Source organism: Ramlibacter sp., assembly GCF_035548915.1.
GTDB lineage: Bacteria > Pseudomonadota > Gammaproteobacteria > Burkholderiales > Burkholderiaceae_C > Ramlibacter.
In genome coordinates this window covers 81,520-99,751 of sequence record NZ_DASZSE010000019.1, presented here as the reverse complement: position 1 = coordinate 99,751, position 18,232 = coordinate 81,520, and the positions used below count along the sequence as shown (strand labels likewise).

Below are 18,232 nucleotides of genomic sequence, written 5' to 3'. Positions count from 1 at the left end.
CTTCAGGCGCGGTCCGCCACGCGTTCGCCGAGCAGGCCCGAGGGACGCAGGGTGAGCATCGCGATCAGCACGATGAAAGCGAAGATGTCGGTGTAGTTGCTCCCGAGCACGCCACCGGTCACGGTGCCGATGTAGCCGGAGCCGATCGCCTCGATGAGGCCGAGCAGCACGCCTCCCACCACCGCGCCGGGGAGGTTGCCGATGCCGCCGAAGACGGCGGCGGTAAAGGCCTTCAGGCCCGGCAGGAAGCCCATCGTGTGCTGCACCGTGCCGTAGTTCGATGCGTACATCACGCCCGCGATGGTGGCGAGCACGGCGCCGATCACGAAGGTCGCGGATATGACCGTGTCGGGCTTCACGCCCATCAGCGCCGCGACGCGCGGGTTTTCGGCCGTGGCGCGCATCGCGCGTCCGAGCCGCGTGTAGTTCACCATGTACGACAGCACGGCGAGCGACACCGCGGTGAGCACGAGGATCATGATCTGCGTGGCCGTGATCACCGCGCCGCCGAACTCGAACGGCTTCGCCGGCAGGAGCGTCGGATAGGCCTTGTAGTTCGGCTTGAAGATGATCATCGCGAGCGTCTGCAAGAGGATCGACATGCCGATGGCGGTGATGAGCGGCGCGAGCTTCGGGCTGTTGCGAAGCGGCCGGTAGGCGATCTTCTCGATGAAGAAGTTGAGCACCGCGGCCGCGGCGCACGCGACCACCATCGATATCAGCAGCACGAGCCAGCCGGGCATGCCGGGAAACGTCTCGCGCAGCTGGCCGATCACCACCCAGCTCGTGATGGCCCCCATCATGAGGACCTCGCCGTGCGCGAAGTTGATCAGGTTGATGATGCCGTACACCATGGTGTAGCCGAGTGCCACCAGCGCGTACATGCTGCCGAGGACCAGACCGTTGATGATCTGCTGCAGCAAGATGTCCATAGACTTCGTTCTCCGTTACTTTGCGGGAGGCGGTGCCGTGAAGCCGTCCTGCATGGCCTGGCGCCGCTGTTGTCGGCGAGTGTGCTCTCGTGAAGCACGCACGCAACTAGCAAAAAACCCGCCAAGGAAAGCACGGGCGGGTTGCTGGGCGGGATTGTAGTGCGGGGTACTGACCGCAACCCAGCGGCAAAGGCGCGGGTTTACCCTTGAAATGAGGCCTCGTCATCGTGGAATGCACGATCCGAATGGCCTTCATTCATCCTTGTCGTCGCGCGCGGCCGAATTGCGCGCGCGCAATTCGGCGAGCTTCTCGCCGATGCGTATCTCGAGGCCACGCGCCGTGGGGCGGTAGAACCCGGGCGGCTCCATGCCTTCGGGCCAGTAGGTCTCGCCCGCGGCGAAGGCGTCCTCCTCGTTGTGCGCGTAGCGGTAGTCGCGCCCGTAGCCCAGGTCCTTCATGAGCCGCGTGGGGGCATTGCGCAGGTGCAGCGGCACCGCACGGGTGCCGTCCTTGCGCACCAGGGCGCGAGCCTCGCTGTAGGCGTTGTAGACCGCGTTCGACTTCGGCGCGACCGCGAGATACAGCACGCATTCGGCGAGCGCGAGTTCGCCCTCGGGCGTGCCCAGACGTTCGTACGTCTCGGCGGCATCGAGCGCCAGACGCAGCGCCCTCGGGTCGGCGAGGCCCACGTCTTCCACGGCCATGCGGATCATCCGCCGCGCGATGTAGCGGGGGTCCGCCCCGCCATCGAGCATGCGGACGAACCAGTAGAGCGACGCATCCGGGTCCGATCCGCGCACCGCCTTGTGCAGCGCGCTGATCGTGTCGTAGAACTGTTCGCCGGCCTTGTCGTAGCGGCGCATGCGCTCGCCAAGCGCCTTGAGCACCCACTCGTCGGTGATCTCGCCGCGCTTTTCCTTCTTCGCCGCGACCGCGAGCGTTTCGAGCGTGTTCAGAAGCCGCCGCGCGTCGCCGTCGGCATAGGAGATGAGCCGCGCCCTCGCCTTGTCTTCGATCGGCGGCACCGCATCGATCGCCTGCGCGCGTTGCACGATCCGTTCGAGGTCGGCTTCGGTGAGCGGCTGCAGCACATAGACCACGGAGCGCGACAGAAGCGCCGACACCACCTCGAACGACGGGTTCTCGGTCGTGGCGCCGATGAACGTGAAAAGCCCCGACTCCACGTGCGGCAGGAAGGCGTCCTGCTGGCTCTTGTTGAAGCGGTGCACCTCGTCCACGAACACGATCGTCCTGCGTCCGTGCGCCTGCGCGATCTGGGCCTGCTCCACGGCGTCGCGGATGTCCTTCACGCCGCCCAGCACGGCGCTGATGGTGATGAACTTCGCATCGAACGCTTCGGCCATGAGGCGCGCGATCGTCGTCTTGCCCGTGCCGGGCGGGCCCCACAGGATGCAGCTGTGCGGCTCGCCGGATTCGAACGCGATGCGCAGCGGCATGCCCTCGCCCAGCAGGTGCTGCTGGCCGATCACTTCGGCCAGGGTCTTCGGGCGAAGGCGCTCCGCGAGCGGCGGATGAGTGGAGGCGGCCGTGCTCACCTGCGCAGTTTATATTTTGCGCGCATGGACCCCACCAATCCGCTCTGGCACACGTTTTCCGCGCTCCTGGGCGCTCTGGTGGGCGGCGGGATCACGTATTTGCTGAACCGGCAGCAGCTGAAGAACCAGCTCGAAGTGATGCGGGCGCAGCACAAGACCGAGTTCGTGGCGGAGGAAACGGCGCGCATGCTGCTGTCGCACAGGTCGTTCACGGATCGTTCGTTCGAGGCGTTGCAGCGTGCGCTCGGCGGCTTCGAGGCGGACGAGCTGCGCAAGATCCTGGTGCGCGCGGGCGCGACTCGGGTCTATCGCGAAGATGGAAGCGAGTGGTGGCGGCTCGTGGCGCGGATGGATGAATTCATCGAGAGGAAGGAATTGCAACGCATGGCCGATGCCGTCATTCCCGCGCAGGCGGGAATCGAGGGCGCGGGAAGCGGAGGGGGCTCTGGATCCCCGCCTTCGCGGGGATGACGGTGGGGGCGGGGATGACGGTGGGGGCGGGGATGACGGTGAGAGCGGGGATGACGGTGAGAGCGGGGATGACGGTGAGGGCGGGGATGACGGCGGGCCGACGACGAGTTACTGCTTCACCACGTCCACACCGGTGGGCGGCGTGAAACGGAACGAATCCGCGGATACGCCGCCATTCAGCTGCATCCCGCTGAAGCGCATCACCGAGCGCTGACCGAATCCGTCCAAGATCTCGAGCACCGCCAGCTCGTCGCCGCGAAATCCCGCTTTCATGCTCCGAAGCTGCCCATCGCGCGTCCTGGGTGTCGCCTGCACCCACTGCATGCCGTCCTGCGCGGGCAGCTCCTGCAGCTCGAAGTCCTTCCTCAGGGTCTCGATGTCCGGCGAAGCCGCGATCAACGCCGCGGGAGTCGACCCCAGCACCTTCGCCTGCCGGCGCGCGGTCACCTGGTTCAGGTCCTGATCGTAGAGCCAGAGCGTCTCGCCATCAGCCACCAGCGTCTGCTCGAAGGGCTTGCGGTAGATGAAGCGGAAGTGGTTCGGCCGCTGGAAGTCGAACGTGCCCGATGAATTCCTGGTGCGGGCCGCCTGACCTTCGCGCGCGGGCGAGGTCACGGTCTGCGTGAATTCGGCGTGGCCGGTCTTCGCATTGCGGATGAACGATTCGAGCGCATCCATGCCGCCTGCGAAGGCGGACATCGAGACGCCTGCCCAACAGAAGGCGAGCACGGCCATGAGAAGTTTCTTCATGAGGTGCATTGTCTTCCCGTTGCGCTGCGCCCGCACGGCACGGCAACCCGTGGTGACGCCGGAGGAGTCCTACTCCGCGCCCGAGCGCACCAGGATCTCGCGCTGCCCGCGCCCGTTCATCGCGCTCACCAGCCCGGCCTTCTCCATCGCCTCCAGCAGGTTCGCGGCCTTGTTGTAGCCGATCGAGAGGTGCCGCTGCACGAGCGAGATGCTCGCCTTGTTGTTCTTGAGCACGATCTCCACGGCGCGGTCGTAGAGCGGATCGTTCTCGCCGCTGCCTTCGCCGACCGCGGCCGCGCCGCCATCCTCGCCATCGAGCACGCCGCCTTCCAGCACGCCTTCGATGTAGTTCGGCTCGCCGCCTTGCTCCTTCAGGTACGCAACCACGCGATGCACCTCTTCGTCGCTCACGAAGGCGCCGTGCACGCGCACGGGCAAGCCCGTGCCGCTCGCCATGTAGAGCATGTCGCCCATGCCGAGCAGCGCCTCGGCACCCATCTGGTCGAGGATCGTGCGGCTGTCGATCTTGCTCGACACCTGGAACGCGATGCGCGTCGGGATGTTGGCCTTGATGAGGCCCGTGATCACGTCCACGCTCGGGCGCTGCGTCGCGAGGATGAGGTGGATGCCCGCCGCGCGCGCCTTCTGCGCGAGCCGCGCGATCAGCTCCTCGATCTTCTTGCCGACCACCATCATGAGGTCGGCGAGCTCGTCGATCACGACCACGATGTGCGGCAGCCGGTCGAGCGGCTCGGGACTGTCGGGCGTGAGCGAGAACGGGTTGTGGATGAACTCGTCCCGGGCTTTCGCCTCGTCGATCTTATGGTTGTAGCCCGCGAGGTTGCGCACGCCCAGCTTGCTCATGAGCTTGTAGCGGCGCTCCATCTCCATCACGCACCAGTTGAGGCCGTTGGCCGCCTGGCGCATGTCGGTCACTACCGGCGCGAGCAGATGCGGGATGCCTTCGTAGACCGACATCTCGAGCATCTTCGGATCGATCATGAGCACGCGCACGTCGCGTGCCTCGGCCTTGTACAGCAGCGACAGGATCATCCCGTTGATCCCCACCGACTTGCCCGAGCCCGTGGTCCCCGCGACCAGCACGTGCGGCATCTTCGCGAGGTCCGCGACGACGGGGTTGCCGACGATGTCCTTGCCGAGGCCGAGCGTGAGCATCGACTTGGCTTCGTTGTAGGCTTGCGAGCCGAGGATTTCCGAAAGGCGGATCGACTGCCGCTTCGCGTTGGGCAGTTCGAGCGCCATGAAGTTCTTGCCGGGGATCGTCTCGATCACGCGGATCGACACGAGCGAGAGCGACCGCGCGAGGTCCTTCGCGAGGTTCACGATCTGCGAGCCCTTCACGCCGGTGGCGGGCTCGATCTCGTAGCGCGTGATGACGGGCCCCGGCGCCGCGGCGACGACACGCACTTCGACGCCGAAGTCCTTCAGCTTCTTTTCGATCAGGCGCGAAGTCATCTCGAGCGTCTCGGCCGACACCGTCTCCTGCCGGCCCGATGCGCTGTCCAGAAGATCCACCTGCGGCAGCTTGCTGTCGGGCATTTCGGCAAAGAGCGGCTTTTGCCTTTCCTTCGCGACGCGTTCGCTTCGGGGCACTTCGACGAGCGTGGGCTCGATCAGCACGGGCGTCGGGTGGTGTTCCTCGATCTCCACGCGTTCCTCGTGCAAGACTTCCTCGCGTTCCTTCGCCGCGCGCTGGCCGGCGGCGACGTCCTCGGCAATCTCGCGCTTCTCGCGCACCGCGCCGATGAAGCCGTCGATCCGCGCGCCGAGTTGCTCGGCGACGTGGCTCCACGAAAAGCGAAAGACGATGGATGCGGCAACGACGATCAGCGCCACGCCCACGAGCCCCGAGCCGAGAAAGCCGAGCCACTGCACCGCCGCCGGCCCGGTGACGAAACCGAGCGCGCCGCCCGCGTGATCCGGCAGCCGCGGCTCGAAGCGATAGAGGCGCGCCCACTCGAGCGACGTGCTGGCCGCGAGCAGCAGCGCGAGTGCCGACCAGAACCCGAGGCGGCCCCGCAGCCACGGAGGTCCGGCCGCGGGCTCGGGCGCCGGTTGGCCGCGCATCCAGCGGGCGAGCATCGAAAGCCACCCGCGGATGGCGAGCGCCACGCACCACCACACCGAGTAGCCGAGGAGGAAGTAGCTTGCATCGGCGAGCCAGGCGCCCAGCCGCCCGCCCCAGTTCCGCACGGTCGCGCCGGACCCGGAGGTGGAGAAGGCCGCGTCCTGCGGCGAGTAGCTCGCGAGCGAGAGCAGCCAGAAGGCGATCGCCACGCCCGCGGCGACGCAGGCGAGTTCGTAGGTGAGCCGGCCGGCGGGCCGGGGCGCTTGCATTGCGCCGGTGTCGTTCAGGGTGTTCAGCGAATACGTCATCGACCGCCATTGTCATTCCCGCGACGGCGGGAATCCAGAGGCCGCGTGTTACGGCGCGCGTGGGAGTGCCTCGGCTAGCCGAGCGTCGTGAGCCGGTCCTTCACGAGCATCGAGCCGTCTTCGCGCGTTTCGATGAAACCGCGGTCTTCGAGGTCCTTCATCACGCGGCTCACCATCTCGCGCGAGGCGCCGACCATCTTCGCGATGTCCTGCCGCGAGATGCGTTCGCGGATGGTCATGTTGCCTTCGCGGTCCGGCTGCGCGAATTCGAGCAGCGCCCGGGCCACGCGGCCGTAGACGTCCATGAGCGCGAGCGATTCGATCTTGCGGTCCGCCTGGCGCAGCCGCTGTACGAGCCCGCGCATGATCGCGTAGGCCATCGAGCTGTTTTCCGGCAGGCAGCGCGCGAACTCCGCGCGGCCGAGCGTGAGCATGTCGGTCTGCACTTCCGCGCGGCAGGTGGCCGAATGCGGCTCGTTGTCGATCAGGCTCATCTCGCCGATGTAGTCGCCCGGATTGAGCGTGGCGAGAATCACTTCGCGGCCGCGCTTGTCGGACGTGACGACCCGCACGCGACCCGTGAGGATGATGAAGAGCGTGTTGGACTTCTCGCCCTGCTCGACGATGACTTCGCCGCGCTTGCAACGCCGCTTGACGACTGCCTCCGCTACCGATTCGGCCTGGGAGGATGTCAGCAGAGCGAACAGCGGCACCCGGCGAATCAGCTCCAGGTTGGACAGCATCGACATGTCTCAAGACCCTCCGTGATCTGCGGCCATGGGTTCTTACAATCGCGCGAATAGGAATTACGCGAGGCATCATGCCTGCTTCGCGGTCGATACTCGGCCGCACGACCCAAAATGTACACCGTCCTGTGGCATTTCCCCTACAGGACACTCGACCCATGACCACCACGCAGCACGCCAAAGTCCTGATTCTCGGCTCCGGCCCCGCGGGCTACACCGCCGCCGTCTACGCAGCTCGCGCCAACCTCGAGCCGCTGCTTGTCACCGGCATCGCGCAAGGCGGCCAGTTGATGACCACCACCGACGTGGACAACTGGCCCGCCGACGTGAACGGCGTGCAGGGCCCGGAGCTGATGCAGCGCTTCCTCGAACACGCCGAGCGTTTCAAGACGAAGATCGTGTTCGACCACATCGCCGCGGTGGATCTGTCGAAGCGGCCCTTCAGGCTGAGGGGCGACAGCGGCGAGTACACCTGCGACGCGCTCGTCATCGCGACCGGCGCCTCGGCGAAGTACCTGGGGCTGCCGTCTGAAAGCGCTTTCATGGGCAAGGGCGTGAGCGCGTGCGCCACGTGCGACGGATTCTTCTATCGCAACCAGGTGACGGCGGTGATCGGCGGCGGCAACACCGCGGTCGAAGAGGCGCTTTATCTTTCGAACATCGCGAGCAAGGTATTTCTCGTGCATCGCCGCGACAAGTTTCGCGCCGAGCCGATTCTCATCGACAAGGTGAAGCACAAGGTGGCCGAGGGAAAGATCGAGCTGAAGCTGTTCAAGACCCTCGATGAAGTGCTGGGCGATGCGACGGGCGTGACCGGTGTGCGTCTGAAGGACGCGCGCACCGGCGAGACGGAAGACCTCGCGCTGCAGGGCTGCTTCATCGCGATCGGCCACCATCCCAATACCGACATCTTCCAGGGACAGCTGGAGATGAAGGACGGCTACATCCTCACGAAGTCGGGTCTTGCGGGCTTCGCGACCATGACGAGCGTGCCGGGCGTCTTTGCGGCCGGCGATGTGCAGGACCACGTGTATCGCCAGGCGATCACGAGCGCGGGCACGGGGTGCATGGCGGCGCTGGATGCGCAGAGGTTTCTGGAGCAGGAGTAGCCGGCGTCGCAGACCGGCGTCGAGGCGGATTGCGCGGGCAGAGCTATAATGATCGGCTTTGCTGGGTTTCTCCCAGCCGGACACCGCCCCCGCAGTGGCGAGGTGAGCCCGGTACGCGAGCGCGACCGGGCGGCAAGTAGGAGTGCTGCAATGGCACGCGAATGCGAAGTCACGGGCAAGAAGCCGATGGTGGGAAACAACGTCTCCCACGCCAACAACAAGACCAAGCGCCGGTTCCTGCCGAACCTGCAATACCGCCGTTTCTGGGTCGAGAGCGAGAACCGCTGGGTGCGTCTGCGCGTGTCGAGCGCCGCGCTGCGCCTCATCGACAAGAATGGCATCGATGCCGTGCTGGCGGACATGCGTGCCCGCGGCCAGGCCTAATTCAGGAGTGACGAGATGGCAGCCAAAGGCGGACGCGAAAAGATCAAGCTGGAATCCACGGCCGGCACCGGCCACTTCTATACGACGAGCAAGAACAAGAAGACGATGCCTGAGAAGATGTCGATCATGAAGTTCGACCCGAAGGCACGCAAGCACGTCGAATACAAGGAAGTGAAGTTGAAATGACTTGGCGCCGCAAAGCGGCGCGCGTCATTTCATCCCCGCGCGGGGCTCTTTCATTCCCCTTTCACCGCCAGCGCGAATCGTCCGGGTAACGGTCCTGCCAGTTCACCACCCCATCGCCGTCGCGGTCGTTGCGGGTGCGGTGCAGGTGCCGGTACCGGTGCGTGCTTCGCGGCACGTCGTACGCATAGGGCACGCCATTCGCATACGAATCGTCGTACTGCGGCACGACGGTGGTCGGATACCCCGGCACGAAGACGGGCGAACCGCTGTTGTACGTGAGCGCCGGCGGCGTTCCGTTCGACGGGCATCCCGCCGGAGTCCCGTAGGCCGAACCGGCCTGGCACTCCGCTCCTTGCGCGAACACGGGTGCGGCCGCCGCGACAGCCGCGGCCGCCGCTGCAGCGAGAATCAGTTTTTTCATGATGCGCTCCTTCCGCGGAAAAATTCCGCGGTTGCCCCCATTGCACACCGGCTGCGTATCCATGCCGTGTCCGACGCGTACCCCAAATCCATGTGGTCGTGACGGAAAGTATCGTCAGCCGTGACAGACATGAAAAAAGCCCGCTCGCGCGGGCTTTCGTTCGGACTCGAATCGCTGGCTCAGGCGTGGACGGCCCGCAGCTTCATCGAGAACTGGCTGAGCGCCTCGATCCCGCTTTCCTCGGCCCGGCGGCACCACGCCTGCAGGTCCACGGCGAGCTGTTCGCGCGAATGCGACGTGTTGAGCCACATCTGGCGCAGCTCCTCGCGCATGGCCATCATCTTGTCGAGCACCGGATGCGCCGCGCGCGCCTCGGCAAGCTGGGTGCGCGCCGCCGGCGTGAGCTTGTCGCTATCGCGATGCAGCCAGCGCCGGGCCGCCTTCAGAGCGGAGAAGTCCTGACCGCGCGCCTTCATCTGCGAGAGCTCCGCCTGGCAGGCGCGCTTCATTTCGCGGGCGTAGCGCGCCATGACTTCGTAGCGGTTGGCGATGAGCGCCTCGAGCGTTCGCTCGTCGGCCACGGCCTTGATCTCGCCCAGGACGAGCTTCGGCGGCACCTTCTTCACGGTGGCCCACCCCACCTTGCGCATGAGCTGGATGTAAATCCACCCGATGTCGAACTCGTAGCGCTTCACCGAGAATTTCGCCGAAGTGGGATACGTGTGGTGGTTGTTGTGCAGCTCCTCGCCGCCGATCAGGATGCCCCACGGCGAGATGTTCGTGCTCGCGTCGGGCGCCTCGTAATTGCGGTAGCCCCAGTAGTGGCCGATGCCGTTGATGATCCCGGCCGCGGTGACCGGAATCCACGCCATCTGCACAGCCCACACCGCCAGACCCGCCGCGCCGAAGAGCGCGACATTGAGGATCAGCATGAGGCCCACGCCCTGCCAGCTGTAGCGGGTGTACAGGTTGCGCTCGATCCAGTCGTCGGGCGTGCCGTGGCCGAACTTCTTCAAGGTCTCGAGGTTCTTCGCTTCGTCGCGATACAGCTCCGCGCCTTGCCAGAACACCTTCTCGATGCCGCGCGTCTGCGGGCTGTGGGGATCGTCCGGCGTCTCGCACTTGGCGTGGTGCTTGCGGTGGATCGCCACCCATTCCTTCGTCACCATGCCCGTTCCGAGCCACAGCCAGAAGCGGAAGAAGTGCGAGGGAATCGCGTGCAGGTCGAGCGCGCGGTGGGCCTGGCTGCGGTGCAGGAAGATCGTGACGCTGGCGATCGTGATGTGCGTCGTCACCAGCGTATAGATGACGATCTGCCACCACGACAGGTTCCAGAAGCCGTGCGCGAGCCAGTCGATGGCCGCGTTCAGCACGGCCCAGTCGGGAAGCAACATATCGGGGAAGTCTCCTCGGTTGGGAAAGTCAGGACGAATCCTTCTTTGGAGGGATTCTAAGGCCCGGGGTTCGAAGGCGGGCTGAGAATTTTCACAGCCGGCCGGCGCTTTGACCCAAATCAGGACTTCTGCCACACGGCGGCGAAGAAACCGTCGGTCGCGTGCCGGTGCGGCCAGAGGCGCAGATAAAGGCCGCCTTCGCCGGCAACGAGCGTCTCCGCCCTCGGGACCTTCAGTTGCGCGAGGAGCCCGCCGACCGGAACCGGGGCAAAGTCGGCGTGCGCCGCGGTGAACGCCTCCGCGATGCCTTCATTTTCCTGACGAAGCAGGCTGCAGGTCGCATAGACGAGCCTGCCGCCGGGCTTCAGCAGTCGCGCGGCGCTTTCGAGGATCGCCTTCTGCTTGGCCGCGAGCTCCTCGATCGCCTTCGGGCTTTGCCGCCATTTCAGGTCCGGGTTGCGGCGCAGCGTTCCGAGCCCCGAACAGGGCGCATCGACGATCACCCGGTCGATCTTGCCCGCGAGGCGCTTCACGCGGTCGTCGCGCTCGTGCGCGATCGCGGCGGGGTGGACGTTGGAGAGTTTGCTGCGCGCAAGGCGCGGCTTGAGCGCATCGAGCCGGTGCGCCGAGACGTCGAACGCATAGAGCCGCCCGGTGTTGCGCATCGCGCTTCCGAGCGCGAGCGTCTTGCCGCCCGCGCCCGCGCAGAAGTCCACGACCATCTGCCCGCGCTTCGCATCGGTGAGGAGCGCAAGCAGCTGCGAGCCTTCGTCCTGCACCTCGATCGCGCCGCGGGCGAACGCGTCCAGCCGCGTGAGCGCCGGCTTGTCGGCCAGGCGCAAGCCCCACGGCGAATAGGGCGTCGGCACGGACTCGACTCCGGCGAGTTCGAGCTCGCGCTGGACGTCGTCGCGCTTGTCGGTGAAGCCGTTCACGCGGATGTCGAGCGGCGCGGGCCGGCTCAACGCCTCCACGAGCGGCCAGAACTCCCCGCCCAGCTCTTCTTTCAGCGGTTGCGCGAGCCATTCCGGCAGGTTGTGGCGGTGCCGCTCCAGCAGGTTGCCGGCGTCGATGGAATCGCACTCGTCGAGCCAGTGCTTTTCGGGCTGCGAGAGCGCGCTCTTCAGATAGTCGCGCGTCCCCGCGAAGCCGAGGATCGCGAGGCGCCGCTCCTTCGGGCCGCTGCCGGAAGGGGCGAAATGCTCGAAGAGGAGCTTGCGCCTCAGCACGTTGTAGACGGTCTCGGCGAGCGTCGCGCGCTCGCGCGGGCCGAGCGAGCGATGCTCGCGAAAGTAGCGCGACACCACCGCGTCGGCCGGGTGATCGAACTTCAGCACCTGCGCGAGCAGCTCGGCGCACGCGTCCAGCAAAGCCTTGGGATGCATCGTGGCTACAGCGAAGGCAGGAGCCGCGCGATGGCGCGCGGATAGATCACGTGCTCCTGCGTGAGCACGCGCGCGGCAAGCGCCTCGGCCGTGTCGCCTTCGAGGACCGGAACGACAGCCTGCTCGAGGATCGGCCCGTAGTCGAGCTCGGCCGTCACCTGGTGCACCGTGCAGCCGGCCACCTTGCAGCCCGCGTCGAGCGCGCGCTGGTGCGTGTGGAGGCCGGGAAATGCCGGCAGGAGCGACGGATGGATGTTGAGCATGCGGCCGCTGTAGCGCGCCACGAACGCCGGCGTGAGGATGCGCATGAAGCCCGCCAGCGCCACCAGCGACGGCTGATGCACGTCGACCCGTCGCGCGAGCTCTTCGTCGAACGCCTCGCGAGAATGGAACTGCTTGTGGTCCACGACCTCGGTGGCGATAAGCTCGTCGCGTGCGAACGCGAGGCCCTGGGCTTCGGGACGATTGCTGATCACGGCCGCGATCCGGGCATCATGCGTCCTGCGCCAGTCGTCGCGCTCGGCCGCGCGGACGATCGCCGCCATGTTGGAGCCTCCGCCCGAGATGAGAATCACGATGTTCTTCATGGAAGCCTCGATTATCCCTGCACACTTGCACTCTCTTCTGCGCCCATGAGACCTCTCACCGTCATCGAAGCGCGCGTGCTCGGCACGCTGATGGAAAAAGCCCGCACCGTGCCCGACAGCTACCCCCTGTCGCTGAACGCGCTCGCGGCCGGCTGCAACCAGAAGACAAGCCGCGAGCCGCTCATGACCGTGAGCGAGACCGAAGCGCAGGAAGCGCTCGAGTCGCTCAGGCAGCTCTCGCTCGTCTTCCAGTCGAGCGGCAGCCGCGTCGCGCGGTGGGAACACAACTTCCAGCGCGGTGTCGGCGTGCCGGAGCAGTCCGCGGTGCTGCTGGGCCTGCTCATGCTGCGCGGTCCCCAGACGGCGGGGGAGCTGCGCATCAACAGCGAACGGTGGTACCGATTCGCGGACATCTCCTCCGTCGAAGCGTTCCTCGACGAATTGAGCGAACGGTCCGAGGACAAGGGCGGCCCGCTCGTCGTGAAGCTGCCGCGCGCGCCGGGTGCGCGTGAACAGCGCTGGGCGCACCTCTTGTGCGGGCCGGTCGACATGGCATTGGCGCAAGCACAAGCCGCGCGGGAGCCGGGCGGCGCGGCACTGGAGCAGCGCGTGGCCGCGCTCGAAAACGAAGTCGCGCAGTTGCGCTCGGCAGTGGCCAGCCTGTGCCGCGAGCTCGGGATGTCGCCACCCGGACACACCGAATAGCACGACCGTGCGTAAACTGGGCACCGTACCTGGAGACATCCGAATGGACCTGGCATTCACCCCCGAAGAACAGCGGTTTCGCGAAGACGTTCGCGCCTGGGTGCGCGAGAACTTGCCGCACGACATCGCCCACAAGGTGCACAACGCCCTGCACCTGTCGCGCGACGACATGCAGCGCTGGGCGAAGATCCTGGGCAGGAAAGGCTGGCTCGGCTATGGCTGGCCGAAGGAATTCGGCGGACCGGGCTGGACTGCGGTGCAGAAGCACCTGTTCGAAGAAGAGTGCGCGCTGGCCGGCGCACCGCGCGTCGTGCCCTTCGGACCGGTCATGGTGGCGCCCGTGATCATGGCTTTCGGCTCGCCCGAGCAGCAGAAGCGCTTCCTGCCCGGCATCGCGAGCGGCGAGGTGTGGTGGAGCCAGGGCTACAGCGAGCCGGGCTCGGGCTCCGACCTCGCGTCGCTCAAGACGCGCGCCGAGCGCCGGGGCGACAAGTACGTCGTGAACGGCCAGAAGACGTGGACCACGCTCGCGCAGTACGGCGAGTGGATCTTCTGCCTCGTGCGCACCTCGAGCGAAGGCAAGCCTCAGACCGGCATCTCGTTTCTCCTCATCGACATGAAGTCCCCCGGCGTCACGGTGCGACCGATCACCATGCTCGATGGCGGCCACGAGGTGAACGAAGTCTTCTTCGACAACGTCGAGGTGCCGGCGGACAACCTGATCGGCGAGGAGAACAAGGGCTGGACCTACGCGAAGCACCTGCTCTCGCACGAGCGCACCAACATCGCCGACGTGAACCGCGCCAAGCGCGAACTCGAGCGGCTCAAACGGATCGCGAAGGGCGAGGGAGTCTACGAGGACCGGCGCTTTCGCGACGAGATCGCGAAGCTCGAAGTCGACGTCGTGGCGCTCGAAATGCTCGTGCTGCGCGTGCTCTCGGCCGAGAAGTCGGGCAAGAATCCGCTCGACATCGCGGGGCTCCTGAAGATCAAGGGCTCGGAAATCCAGCAGCGCTACACCGAACTCATGATGCTCGCGGCGGGCCCGTATGCCGTGCCCCTCATCCACGAAGCGATGGAAGCGGGCTGGCAGGGCGAATACGTGGGCGCCGCCTACATCGCGCCGCTCGCCTCGACCTACTTCAACTATCGCAAGACCACGATCTACGGCGGCAGCAACGAAGTGCAGCGCAACATCGTGGCGCAAGTGGTGCTGGGCTGAAATGGAAGGCCCACCCCCGAAGCGCCTTCGGCGCCTCCCCCTCGAGGGGGCGCACCCAGCGGCCCGGCAAAGCCGGTTGCGCGGGTGCACTCGAACGTACCGCGCCTTGCGTGCGTCGCGGGTGGCCGCGGTCATGGACAACTGAAGGAAAAGCAAGATGGACTTCGAATTCTCCGACGACCAGCAGGCGCTGCGCGACGCGGTGCGCAAGTGGGTGGAGCGCAGCTACTCGTTCGAGCGGCGGCGCGAGATCGCGAAGGCGGGCGGCTTCGATCGCGGCGCCTATGGCGAGCTTGCCGAGCTGGGCCTCGCGGGCCTCTACGTCGCCGAGCAGCACGGCGGCATGGCCATGGGGCCGGTGGAGGCGATGGTCGCGATGGAAGAGCTCGGCCGCGGCATCGTGCTCGAGCCGCTCGCGCACACGCTGGTGGCGAGCGGCACGCTCGGCGCGTACGCGAGCGAGGAGGTGAAGTCGAAGTGGCTGCCGCCGCTCGCATCGGGCGAAGCGATCATCGTGCTCGCGCACCAGGAGCGCGGCGCACGCTATCGCCTCGACGTGTGCGAAACGCAGGCCGTGCACGCGGGCGCCTCGTGGCACGTGAGCGGCTCCAAGAGCGTGGTGCCCGCGGGCGACAAGGCCGACGCTTTCATCGTCCCGGCGCTGGCGGACGGCAGGCTCGCGCTCTTTCTCGTGGAACGGTCGGCCCCGGGCGTCGAGACGCGCGGCTACGGCACGCAGGACGGCGCGCGCGCGGCCGAGGTGAAGTTCAACCAGTCGCCCGCCGTGCTCGTCACGGCCGACGGCCTGGTTGCGCTCGAACACGCGGTGGATGTCGGCATCGCGGCGGTCTGCGCCGAAGCGGTCGGCGTGATGGACAAGACCATGGACGTGACCGTGGAGTACCTCAACACGCGCAAGCAGTTCGGCGTGACGCTCGCGACCTTCCAGGCGCTGCGCCATCGCGTGGCCGACATGAAGATGCAGCTCGAGCTCGCCCGGTCGATGAGCTACTACGCGTCGCTCAAGCTGAACGCGTCGGCCACCGAGCGGCGACGCGCGCTCTCACGCGCGAAGTACCAGCTGGGCGTCGCCATGCGCTTCATCGGCCAGCAGTCGGTGCAGATGCACGGCGGCATCGGCGTCACCGACGAATACATCGGCAGCCACTACTTCAGGAAGCTCACCGTCCTGGAGCTCACGTTCGGGGATACCCTGCACCACCTCGGCGAAGTCTCCGAAAGAATGCAGGACACGGCCGGCGTGTTCGCCTGATCCGCGCATCCGGCCCGGCGCGCCCGGGCCGGTCCGGGTAGAAAGACGACATGGACCGGTTGAAGGACCAGATCGCCATCGTCACGGGCGGAGCCGGCGCGATCGGCGAAGCAGCCGTTCGGCTCTTCACGGAAGAAGGCGCGCGCGTCGTCGTCGCCGATATCGACGACGAGCGCGGTGAAGCCCTCGCGCAGGAATTGGGCGACGCCGTGGCCTACCGCCATTGCGACGTGAGGATCGACGCGGACGTCCGCGGGCTCATGGACTTCACGCTGCAGCGGTTCGGGCGGCTGGACCTCCTCTTCAACAACGCCGGCATTCCCGGCCCGTTCGCGCCGATCGAATCGGTGGAGACCGCCGACTGGGACGAGGCCGTTGCCGTCATGGTGCGAGGCGTCTTCCTCTGCACGAAGCACGCCGCGCCCCTGATGAAGGCCCAGCGGGCCGGCAGCATCGTCAACAACGCGAGCGCGGCCGGGCTGCAGGTGGGCTTCGCGGGCCACGCCTACAGCGTCTGCAAGGCCGCCGTCATTCACATGACCCGCAGCGTCGCGATCGAGCTTGGGGAAAGCGGCGTGCGGGTGAACTGCGTGTGCCCGAGCGCCATCGCGACGCCCGTCTACGGCAAGGCCATCGGCCTGCCGCCCGAGGCGGCGCGGCGCACGGTGCCCGTCATGGAGAAGGTGCTTGCCACCGCGCAGCCGCTGCGCCGCCCCGGCATGCCCGAGGACGTGGCGCGGGCGGTGCTCTTTCTGGCGGGGCAGGAGGCTCGCTTCCTCAATGGCCACGCGCTCGTCCTGGACGGCGGCATGGCCGGGGGACGCCAATGGAGCGAGACGCTGCAGCGGCTCGGGCCGCTGAGGGCCGCCTTGCGCGAAGCGGCCGGCGTGCCCGGCGAATCCTGAAACACGGGCCGAAAGCCGGCCCCGTCACGAATAAAGGCGCGAACTCTTCGGCAGGTGCGCCATGAGGAACTCCATCTGGTCGGCGAGGATGCGACGGTTGCGCAGGATGAAGTCTTCCCAGAGGCTCGGGATGTAGGGCGCGTAGAGCAGGTGCATGCCCGCCTGCTCGGGCGTGCGGTTGCCCTTGCGGTGATTGCACGCGCGGCAGGCGGTGACCACGTTCATCCAGTGATCGCGCCCGTTCTGCGCGAACGGAATCACGTGCTCGCGCGTGAGCTCTTCCTCGTGGAAATGGCCGCCGCAATAGGCGCACACGTTGCGGTCGCGCGCGAAGAGCTTGCCGTTGGTGAGGCCCGGCTTCAGCTCGAAGGGGTTGATGTTGGGCACGCCCTTCGTGCCGATGATGCTGTTGACCGTGATCACCGACTGCCGCCCCGTAGCCGCGTTGTGCCCGCCGCGGAACACGGCCACTTCGGCACCGGCTTCCCAGCGGACCTGGTCGGCGGCGTAGTGCAGCACGGCCTGCTCCAGCGAGATCCAGGACTGGGGCAGACCCTGCGCGGACAGCTTCAACACCTTCAAGACACGGCTCCTTGCGACAACTTGATAGCACAGGAAAACGCGAGGCGGCAGCGCATTCGCGCGCCGTCAAGCACAATATACCCTGTTTTGACGACACGACGGTGGCACCCCGGCAGCCTCCGCGCCTTGACCGGTGGGCTGCGCGTGCTATCAAAAAGATAATCCACGCCCGATGCGCATCTTCCGCGGCTTCCACCACCCAGGCGTCGCCCCGGCGTGCGCCCTCACGATCGGCAACTTCGACGGCGTGCACCGGGGCCACCAGGCGATGCTCGCCCTCCTGAACAACGAAGCGAGCCATCGGGGCGTGCCGAGCTGCGTGCTCACTTTCGAGCCGCACCCGCGCGACTATTTCGCAGGCGTCATGCGCAAGCCCGAAGTCGCCCCGGCGCGCGTCGCGACGCTGCGCGACAAGCTCACCGAACTCGCCCGCTGCGGTGTGCAGCAGTGCATCGTCCTCGAGTTCGATGCGCAATTGTCCAGCCTGGTTCCCGAGGCGTTCGTCGACGAAGTGCTCGTGCGCGGCCTGGGCGCGAAGTACGTGCTCGTGGGCGACGATTTCCGCTTCGGCGCGAAGCGGGCCGGCGACTACGGGATGCTCGACTCGGCCGGCAGCCGCCAGGGCTTCGACGTGGCCCGCATGAACAGCTACCAGGTGCACGGGTTGCGCGTTTCGAGCTCGGCGGTGCGCGATGCGCTGGGCCGCGGCGACATGGCGGGCGCCACGGCCCTGCTCGGCCGCCCCTACAGCATCAGCGGCCACGTGGTGCACGGCCGCAAGCTCGGCCGCGAGCTGGGTTTCAAGACGCTCAACCTGCGCTTTGCCCACTGGAAGCCGGCCGCCGGCGGCATCTTCGCCGTGCACGTGCATGGCCTGGCGCAGCAGCCGCTCGAGGGCGTGGCGAATCTCGGCATCCGGCCGTCGCTCGACCCGGCCGACGTGAACGGCGGGCGCGTGCTGCTCGAAACGCACTGCCTGCGATGGCCCGAGCCCCTCGGGGAAGAAGGGGGCTACGGTAAAATCATCCGCGTGGACCTGCTGCACAAACTGCACGACGAGCTCCGGTACGACAGCCTCGACGCCCTGAAGGCGGGCATCGGCCGGGACTGCGACGCCGCGCGCGCGTTCTTCGCGGCCACCCACGCCGAAACGCGGCGCCAGACCACGCGCGACCGAATTTAGCGGTCTTCCGTCATCCCGGGCCGAGGCCCGGAACCCATCCCAC

The 18,232-nt window shown here is 66.9% G+C and carries 19 protein-coding genes; 9 read left to right on the top strand and 10 right to left on the bottom strand.

Annotated features, from left to right (window positions below; genetic code table 11):
* Nucleotides 1–2: 2 nt before the first annotated feature.
* Complete coding sequence (locus VHA82_RS06070; protein ID WP_325541254.1) at nt 3–932, bottom strand: branched-chain amino acid ABC transporter permease; 930 nt, start codon at nt 930–932, stop codon at nt 3–5.
* A gap of 252 nt (nt 933–1,184) precedes the next feature.
* Complete coding sequence (locus VHA82_RS06065; protein WP_325541252.1) at nt 1,185–2,489, bottom strand: replication-associated recombination protein A; 1,305 nt, start codon at nt 2,487–2,489, stop codon at nt 1,185–1,187.
* Between the two features lie 24 nt (nt 2,490–2,513).
* On the opposite strand from VHA82_RS06065, the gene VHA82_RS06060 reads away from it, so the two are divergent.
* The gene (locus VHA82_RS06060; protein ID WP_325541250.1) at nt 2,514–2,960 is read left to right on the top strand and encodes a hypothetical protein; all 447 of its coding nucleotides are present in this window, start codon (nt 2,514–2,516) and stop codon (nt 2,958–2,960) included.
* Nucleotides 2,961–3,068: 108 nt separating this feature from the next.
* On the opposite strand, the gene lolA is transcribed toward VHA82_RS06060, so the two are convergent.
* The 3 genes from lolA to VHA82_RS06045 form a co-directional block, all read right to left on the bottom strand.
* Nucleotides 3,069–3,710 (bottom strand): outer membrane lipoprotein chaperone LolA, encoded by a 642-nt coding sequence (gene lolA, locus VHA82_RS06055; RefSeq protein WP_325541248.1) that lies wholly within the window; start codon nt 3,708–3,710, stop codon nt 3,069–3,071.
* A 69-nt stretch (nt 3,711–3,779) separates the two neighbouring features.
* Nucleotides 3,780–6,107 (bottom strand): DNA translocase FtsK, encoded by a 2,328-nt coding sequence (locus VHA82_RS06050; protein WP_325541246.1) that lies wholly within the window; start codon nt 6,105–6,107, stop codon nt 3,780–3,782.
* A gap of 74 nt (nt 6,108–6,181) precedes the next feature.
* Nucleotides 6,182–6,856, bottom strand: a complete 675-nt coding sequence (locus VHA82_RS06045; RefSeq protein WP_325541244.1) for a Crp/Fnr family transcriptional regulator — start codon at nt 6,854–6,856, stop codon at nt 6,182–6,184.
* A gap of 155 nt (nt 6,857–7,011) precedes the next feature.
* On the opposite strand from VHA82_RS06045, the gene trxB reads away from it, so the two are divergent.
* The 3 genes from trxB to rpmG all read left to right on the top strand — a co-directional run bounded on the left by trxB (nt 7,012) and on the right by rpmG (nt 8,532).
* The gene (gene trxB, locus VHA82_RS06040) at nt 7,012–7,962 is read left to right on the top strand and encodes a thioredoxin-disulfide reductase (protein WP_325541242.1); all 951 of its coding nucleotides are present in this window, start codon (nt 7,012–7,014) and stop codon (nt 7,960–7,962) included.
* A 150-nt stretch (nt 7,963–8,112) separates the two neighbouring features.
* On the top strand, nt 8,113–8,346 hold the full coding sequence (rpmB, locus tag VHA82_RS06035; RefSeq protein WP_325541240.1) for a 50S ribosomal protein L28: 234 nt from the start codon (nt 8,113–8,115) through the stop codon (nt 8,344–8,346).
* 15 nt (nt 8,347–8,361) lie between these two features.
* Nucleotides 8,362–8,532, top strand: coding sequence for a 50S ribosomal protein L33 (gene rpmG / locus VHA82_RS06030; protein ID WP_325541238.1), 171 nt, complete (start codon nt 8,362–8,364; stop codon nt 8,530–8,532).
* A 61-nt stretch (nt 8,533–8,593) separates the two neighbouring features.
* Here the strand turns inward: rpmG and VHA82_RS06025 are convergent, their stop codons facing one another.
* From VHA82_RS06025 to purN, 4 genes are all read right to left on the bottom strand, one after another.
* Nucleotides 8,594–8,953, bottom strand: coding sequence for a hypothetical protein (locus VHA82_RS06025; RefSeq protein ID WP_325541236.1), 360 nt, complete (start codon nt 8,951–8,953; stop codon nt 8,594–8,596).
* Between the two features lie 179 nt (nt 8,954–9,132).
* Nucleotides 9,133–10,347 carry a DesA family fatty acid desaturase gene (locus VHA82_RS06020; protein ID WP_325541234.1) on the bottom strand — a complete coding sequence of 405 codons (1,215 nt, stop codon included), beginning with the start codon at nt 10,345–10,347 and terminating at the stop codon, nt 9,133–9,135.
* 119 nt (nt 10,348–10,466) lie between these two features.
* The gene (locus VHA82_RS06015; protein ID WP_325541232.1) at nt 10,467–11,732 is read right to left on the bottom strand and encodes an RsmB/NOP family class I SAM-dependent RNA methyltransferase; all 1,266 of its coding nucleotides are present in this window, start codon (nt 11,730–11,732) and stop codon (nt 10,467–10,469) included.
* A 5-nt stretch (nt 11,733–11,737) separates the two neighbouring features.
* Nucleotides 11,738–12,319 (bottom strand): phosphoribosylglycinamide formyltransferase, encoded by a 582-nt coding sequence (purN, locus tag VHA82_RS06010; RefSeq protein ID WP_325541230.1) that lies wholly within the window; start codon nt 12,317–12,319, stop codon nt 11,738–11,740.
* 45 nt (nt 12,320–12,364) lie between these two features.
* Here purN and VHA82_RS06005 point away from each other — a divergent pair, with 45 nt between their 5' ends.
* From VHA82_RS06005 to VHA82_RS05990, 4 genes are all read left to right on the top strand, one after another.
* Nucleotides 12,365–13,024 carry a YceH family protein gene (locus VHA82_RS06005; RefSeq protein WP_325541228.1) on the top strand — a complete coding sequence of 220 codons (660 nt, stop codon included), beginning with the start codon at nt 12,365–12,367 and terminating at the stop codon, nt 13,022–13,024.
* Nucleotides 13,025–13,067: 43 nt separating this feature from the next.
* Nucleotides 13,068–14,246 (top strand): acyl-CoA dehydrogenase family protein, encoded by a 1,179-nt coding sequence (locus VHA82_RS06000; RefSeq protein ID WP_325541226.1) that lies wholly within the window; start codon nt 13,068–13,070, stop codon nt 14,244–14,246.
* Between the two features lie 157 nt (nt 14,247–14,403).
* Nucleotides 14,404–15,519, top strand: coding sequence for an acyl-CoA dehydrogenase family protein (locus VHA82_RS05995; RefSeq protein WP_325541224.1), 1,116 nt, complete (start codon nt 14,404–14,406; stop codon nt 15,517–15,519).
* Nucleotides 15,520–15,569: 50 nt separating this feature from the next.
* Nucleotides 15,570–16,424, top strand: coding sequence for a glucose 1-dehydrogenase (locus VHA82_RS05990; RefSeq protein WP_325541221.1), 855 nt, complete (start codon nt 15,570–15,572; stop codon nt 16,422–16,424).
* Between the two features lie 24 nt (nt 16,425–16,448).
* Here VHA82_RS05990 and VHA82_RS05985 read toward each other — a convergent pair whose 3' ends face one another.
* On the bottom strand, nt 16,449–17,006 hold the full coding sequence (locus tag VHA82_RS05985) for an HNH endonuclease (RefSeq protein WP_325541219.1): 558 nt from the start codon (nt 17,004–17,006) through the stop codon (nt 16,449–16,451).
* 172 nt (nt 17,007–17,178) lie between these two features.
* On the opposite strand from VHA82_RS05985, the gene VHA82_RS05980 reads away from it, so the two are divergent.
* Nucleotides 17,179–18,189 (top strand): bifunctional riboflavin kinase/FAD synthetase, encoded by a 1,011-nt coding sequence (locus tag VHA82_RS05980; protein ID WP_325541217.1) that lies wholly within the window; start codon nt 17,179–17,181, stop codon nt 18,187–18,189.
* Nucleotides 18,190–18,232: the final 43 nt, after the last annotated feature.

Bases quoted from the DNA above. Each gene is read 5' to 3' on its own strand.
- VHA82_RS06070 (WP_325541254.1), bottom strand. From the start codon at position 932: ATGGACATCTTGCTGCAGCAGATCATCAACGGTCTGGTCCTCGGCAGC.
- VHA82_RS06060 (WP_325541250.1), top strand. From the start codon at position 2,514: ATGGACCCCACCAATCCGCTCTGGCACACGTTTTCCGCGCTCCTGGGC.
- lolA (WP_325541248.1), bottom strand. From the start codon at position 3,710: ATGAAGAAACTTCTCATGGCCGTGCTCGCCTTCTGTTGGGCAGGCGTC.
- VHA82_RS06050 (WP_325541246.1), bottom strand. From the start codon at position 6,107: ATGACGTATTCGCTGAACACCCTGAACGACACCGGCGCAATGCAAGCG.
- VHA82_RS06045 (WP_325541244.1), bottom strand. From the start codon at position 6,856: ATGTCGATGCTGTCCAACCTGGAGCTGATTCGCCGGGTGCCGCTGTTC.
- trxB (WP_325541242.1), top strand. From the start codon at position 7,012: ATGACCACCACGCAGCACGCCAAAGTCCTGATTCTCGGCTCCGGCCCC.
- rpmB (WP_325541240.1), top strand. From the start codon at position 8,113: ATGGCACGCGAATGCGAAGTCACGGGCAAGAAGCCGATGGTGGGAAAC.
- rpmG (WP_325541238.1), top strand. From the start codon at position 8,362: ATGGCAGCCAAAGGCGGACGCGAAAAGATCAAGCTGGAATCCACGGCC.
- VHA82_RS06025 (WP_325541236.1), bottom strand. From the start codon at position 8,953: ATGAAAAAACTGATTCTCGCTGCAGCGGCGGCCGCGGCTGTCGCGGCG.
- VHA82_RS06020 (WP_325541234.1), bottom strand. From the start codon at position 10,347: ATGTTGCTTCCCGACTGGGCCGTGCTGAACGCGGCCATCGACTGGCTC.
- VHA82_RS06015 (WP_325541232.1), bottom strand. From the start codon at position 11,732: ATGCATCCCAAGGCTTTGCTGGACGCGTGCGCCGAGCTGCTCGCGCAG.
- purN (WP_325541230.1), bottom strand. From the start codon at position 12,319: ATGAAGAACATCGTGATTCTCATCTCGGGCGGAGGCTCCAACATGGCG.
- VHA82_RS06005 (WP_325541228.1), top strand. From the start codon at position 12,365: ATGAGACCTCTCACCGTCATCGAAGCGCGCGTGCTCGGCACGCTGATG.
- VHA82_RS06000 (WP_325541226.1), top strand. From the start codon at position 13,068: ATGGACCTGGCATTCACCCCCGAAGAACAGCGGTTTCGCGAAGACGTT.
- VHA82_RS05995 (WP_325541224.1), top strand. From the start codon at position 14,404: ATGGACTTCGAATTCTCCGACGACCAGCAGGCGCTGCGCGACGCGGTG.
- VHA82_RS05990 (WP_325541221.1), top strand. From the start codon at position 15,570: ATGGACCGGTTGAAGGACCAGATCGCCATCGTCACGGGCGGAGCCGGC.
- VHA82_RS05980 (WP_325541217.1), top strand. From the start codon at position 17,179: ATGCGCATCTTCCGCGGCTTCCACCACCCAGGCGTCGCCCCGGCGTGC.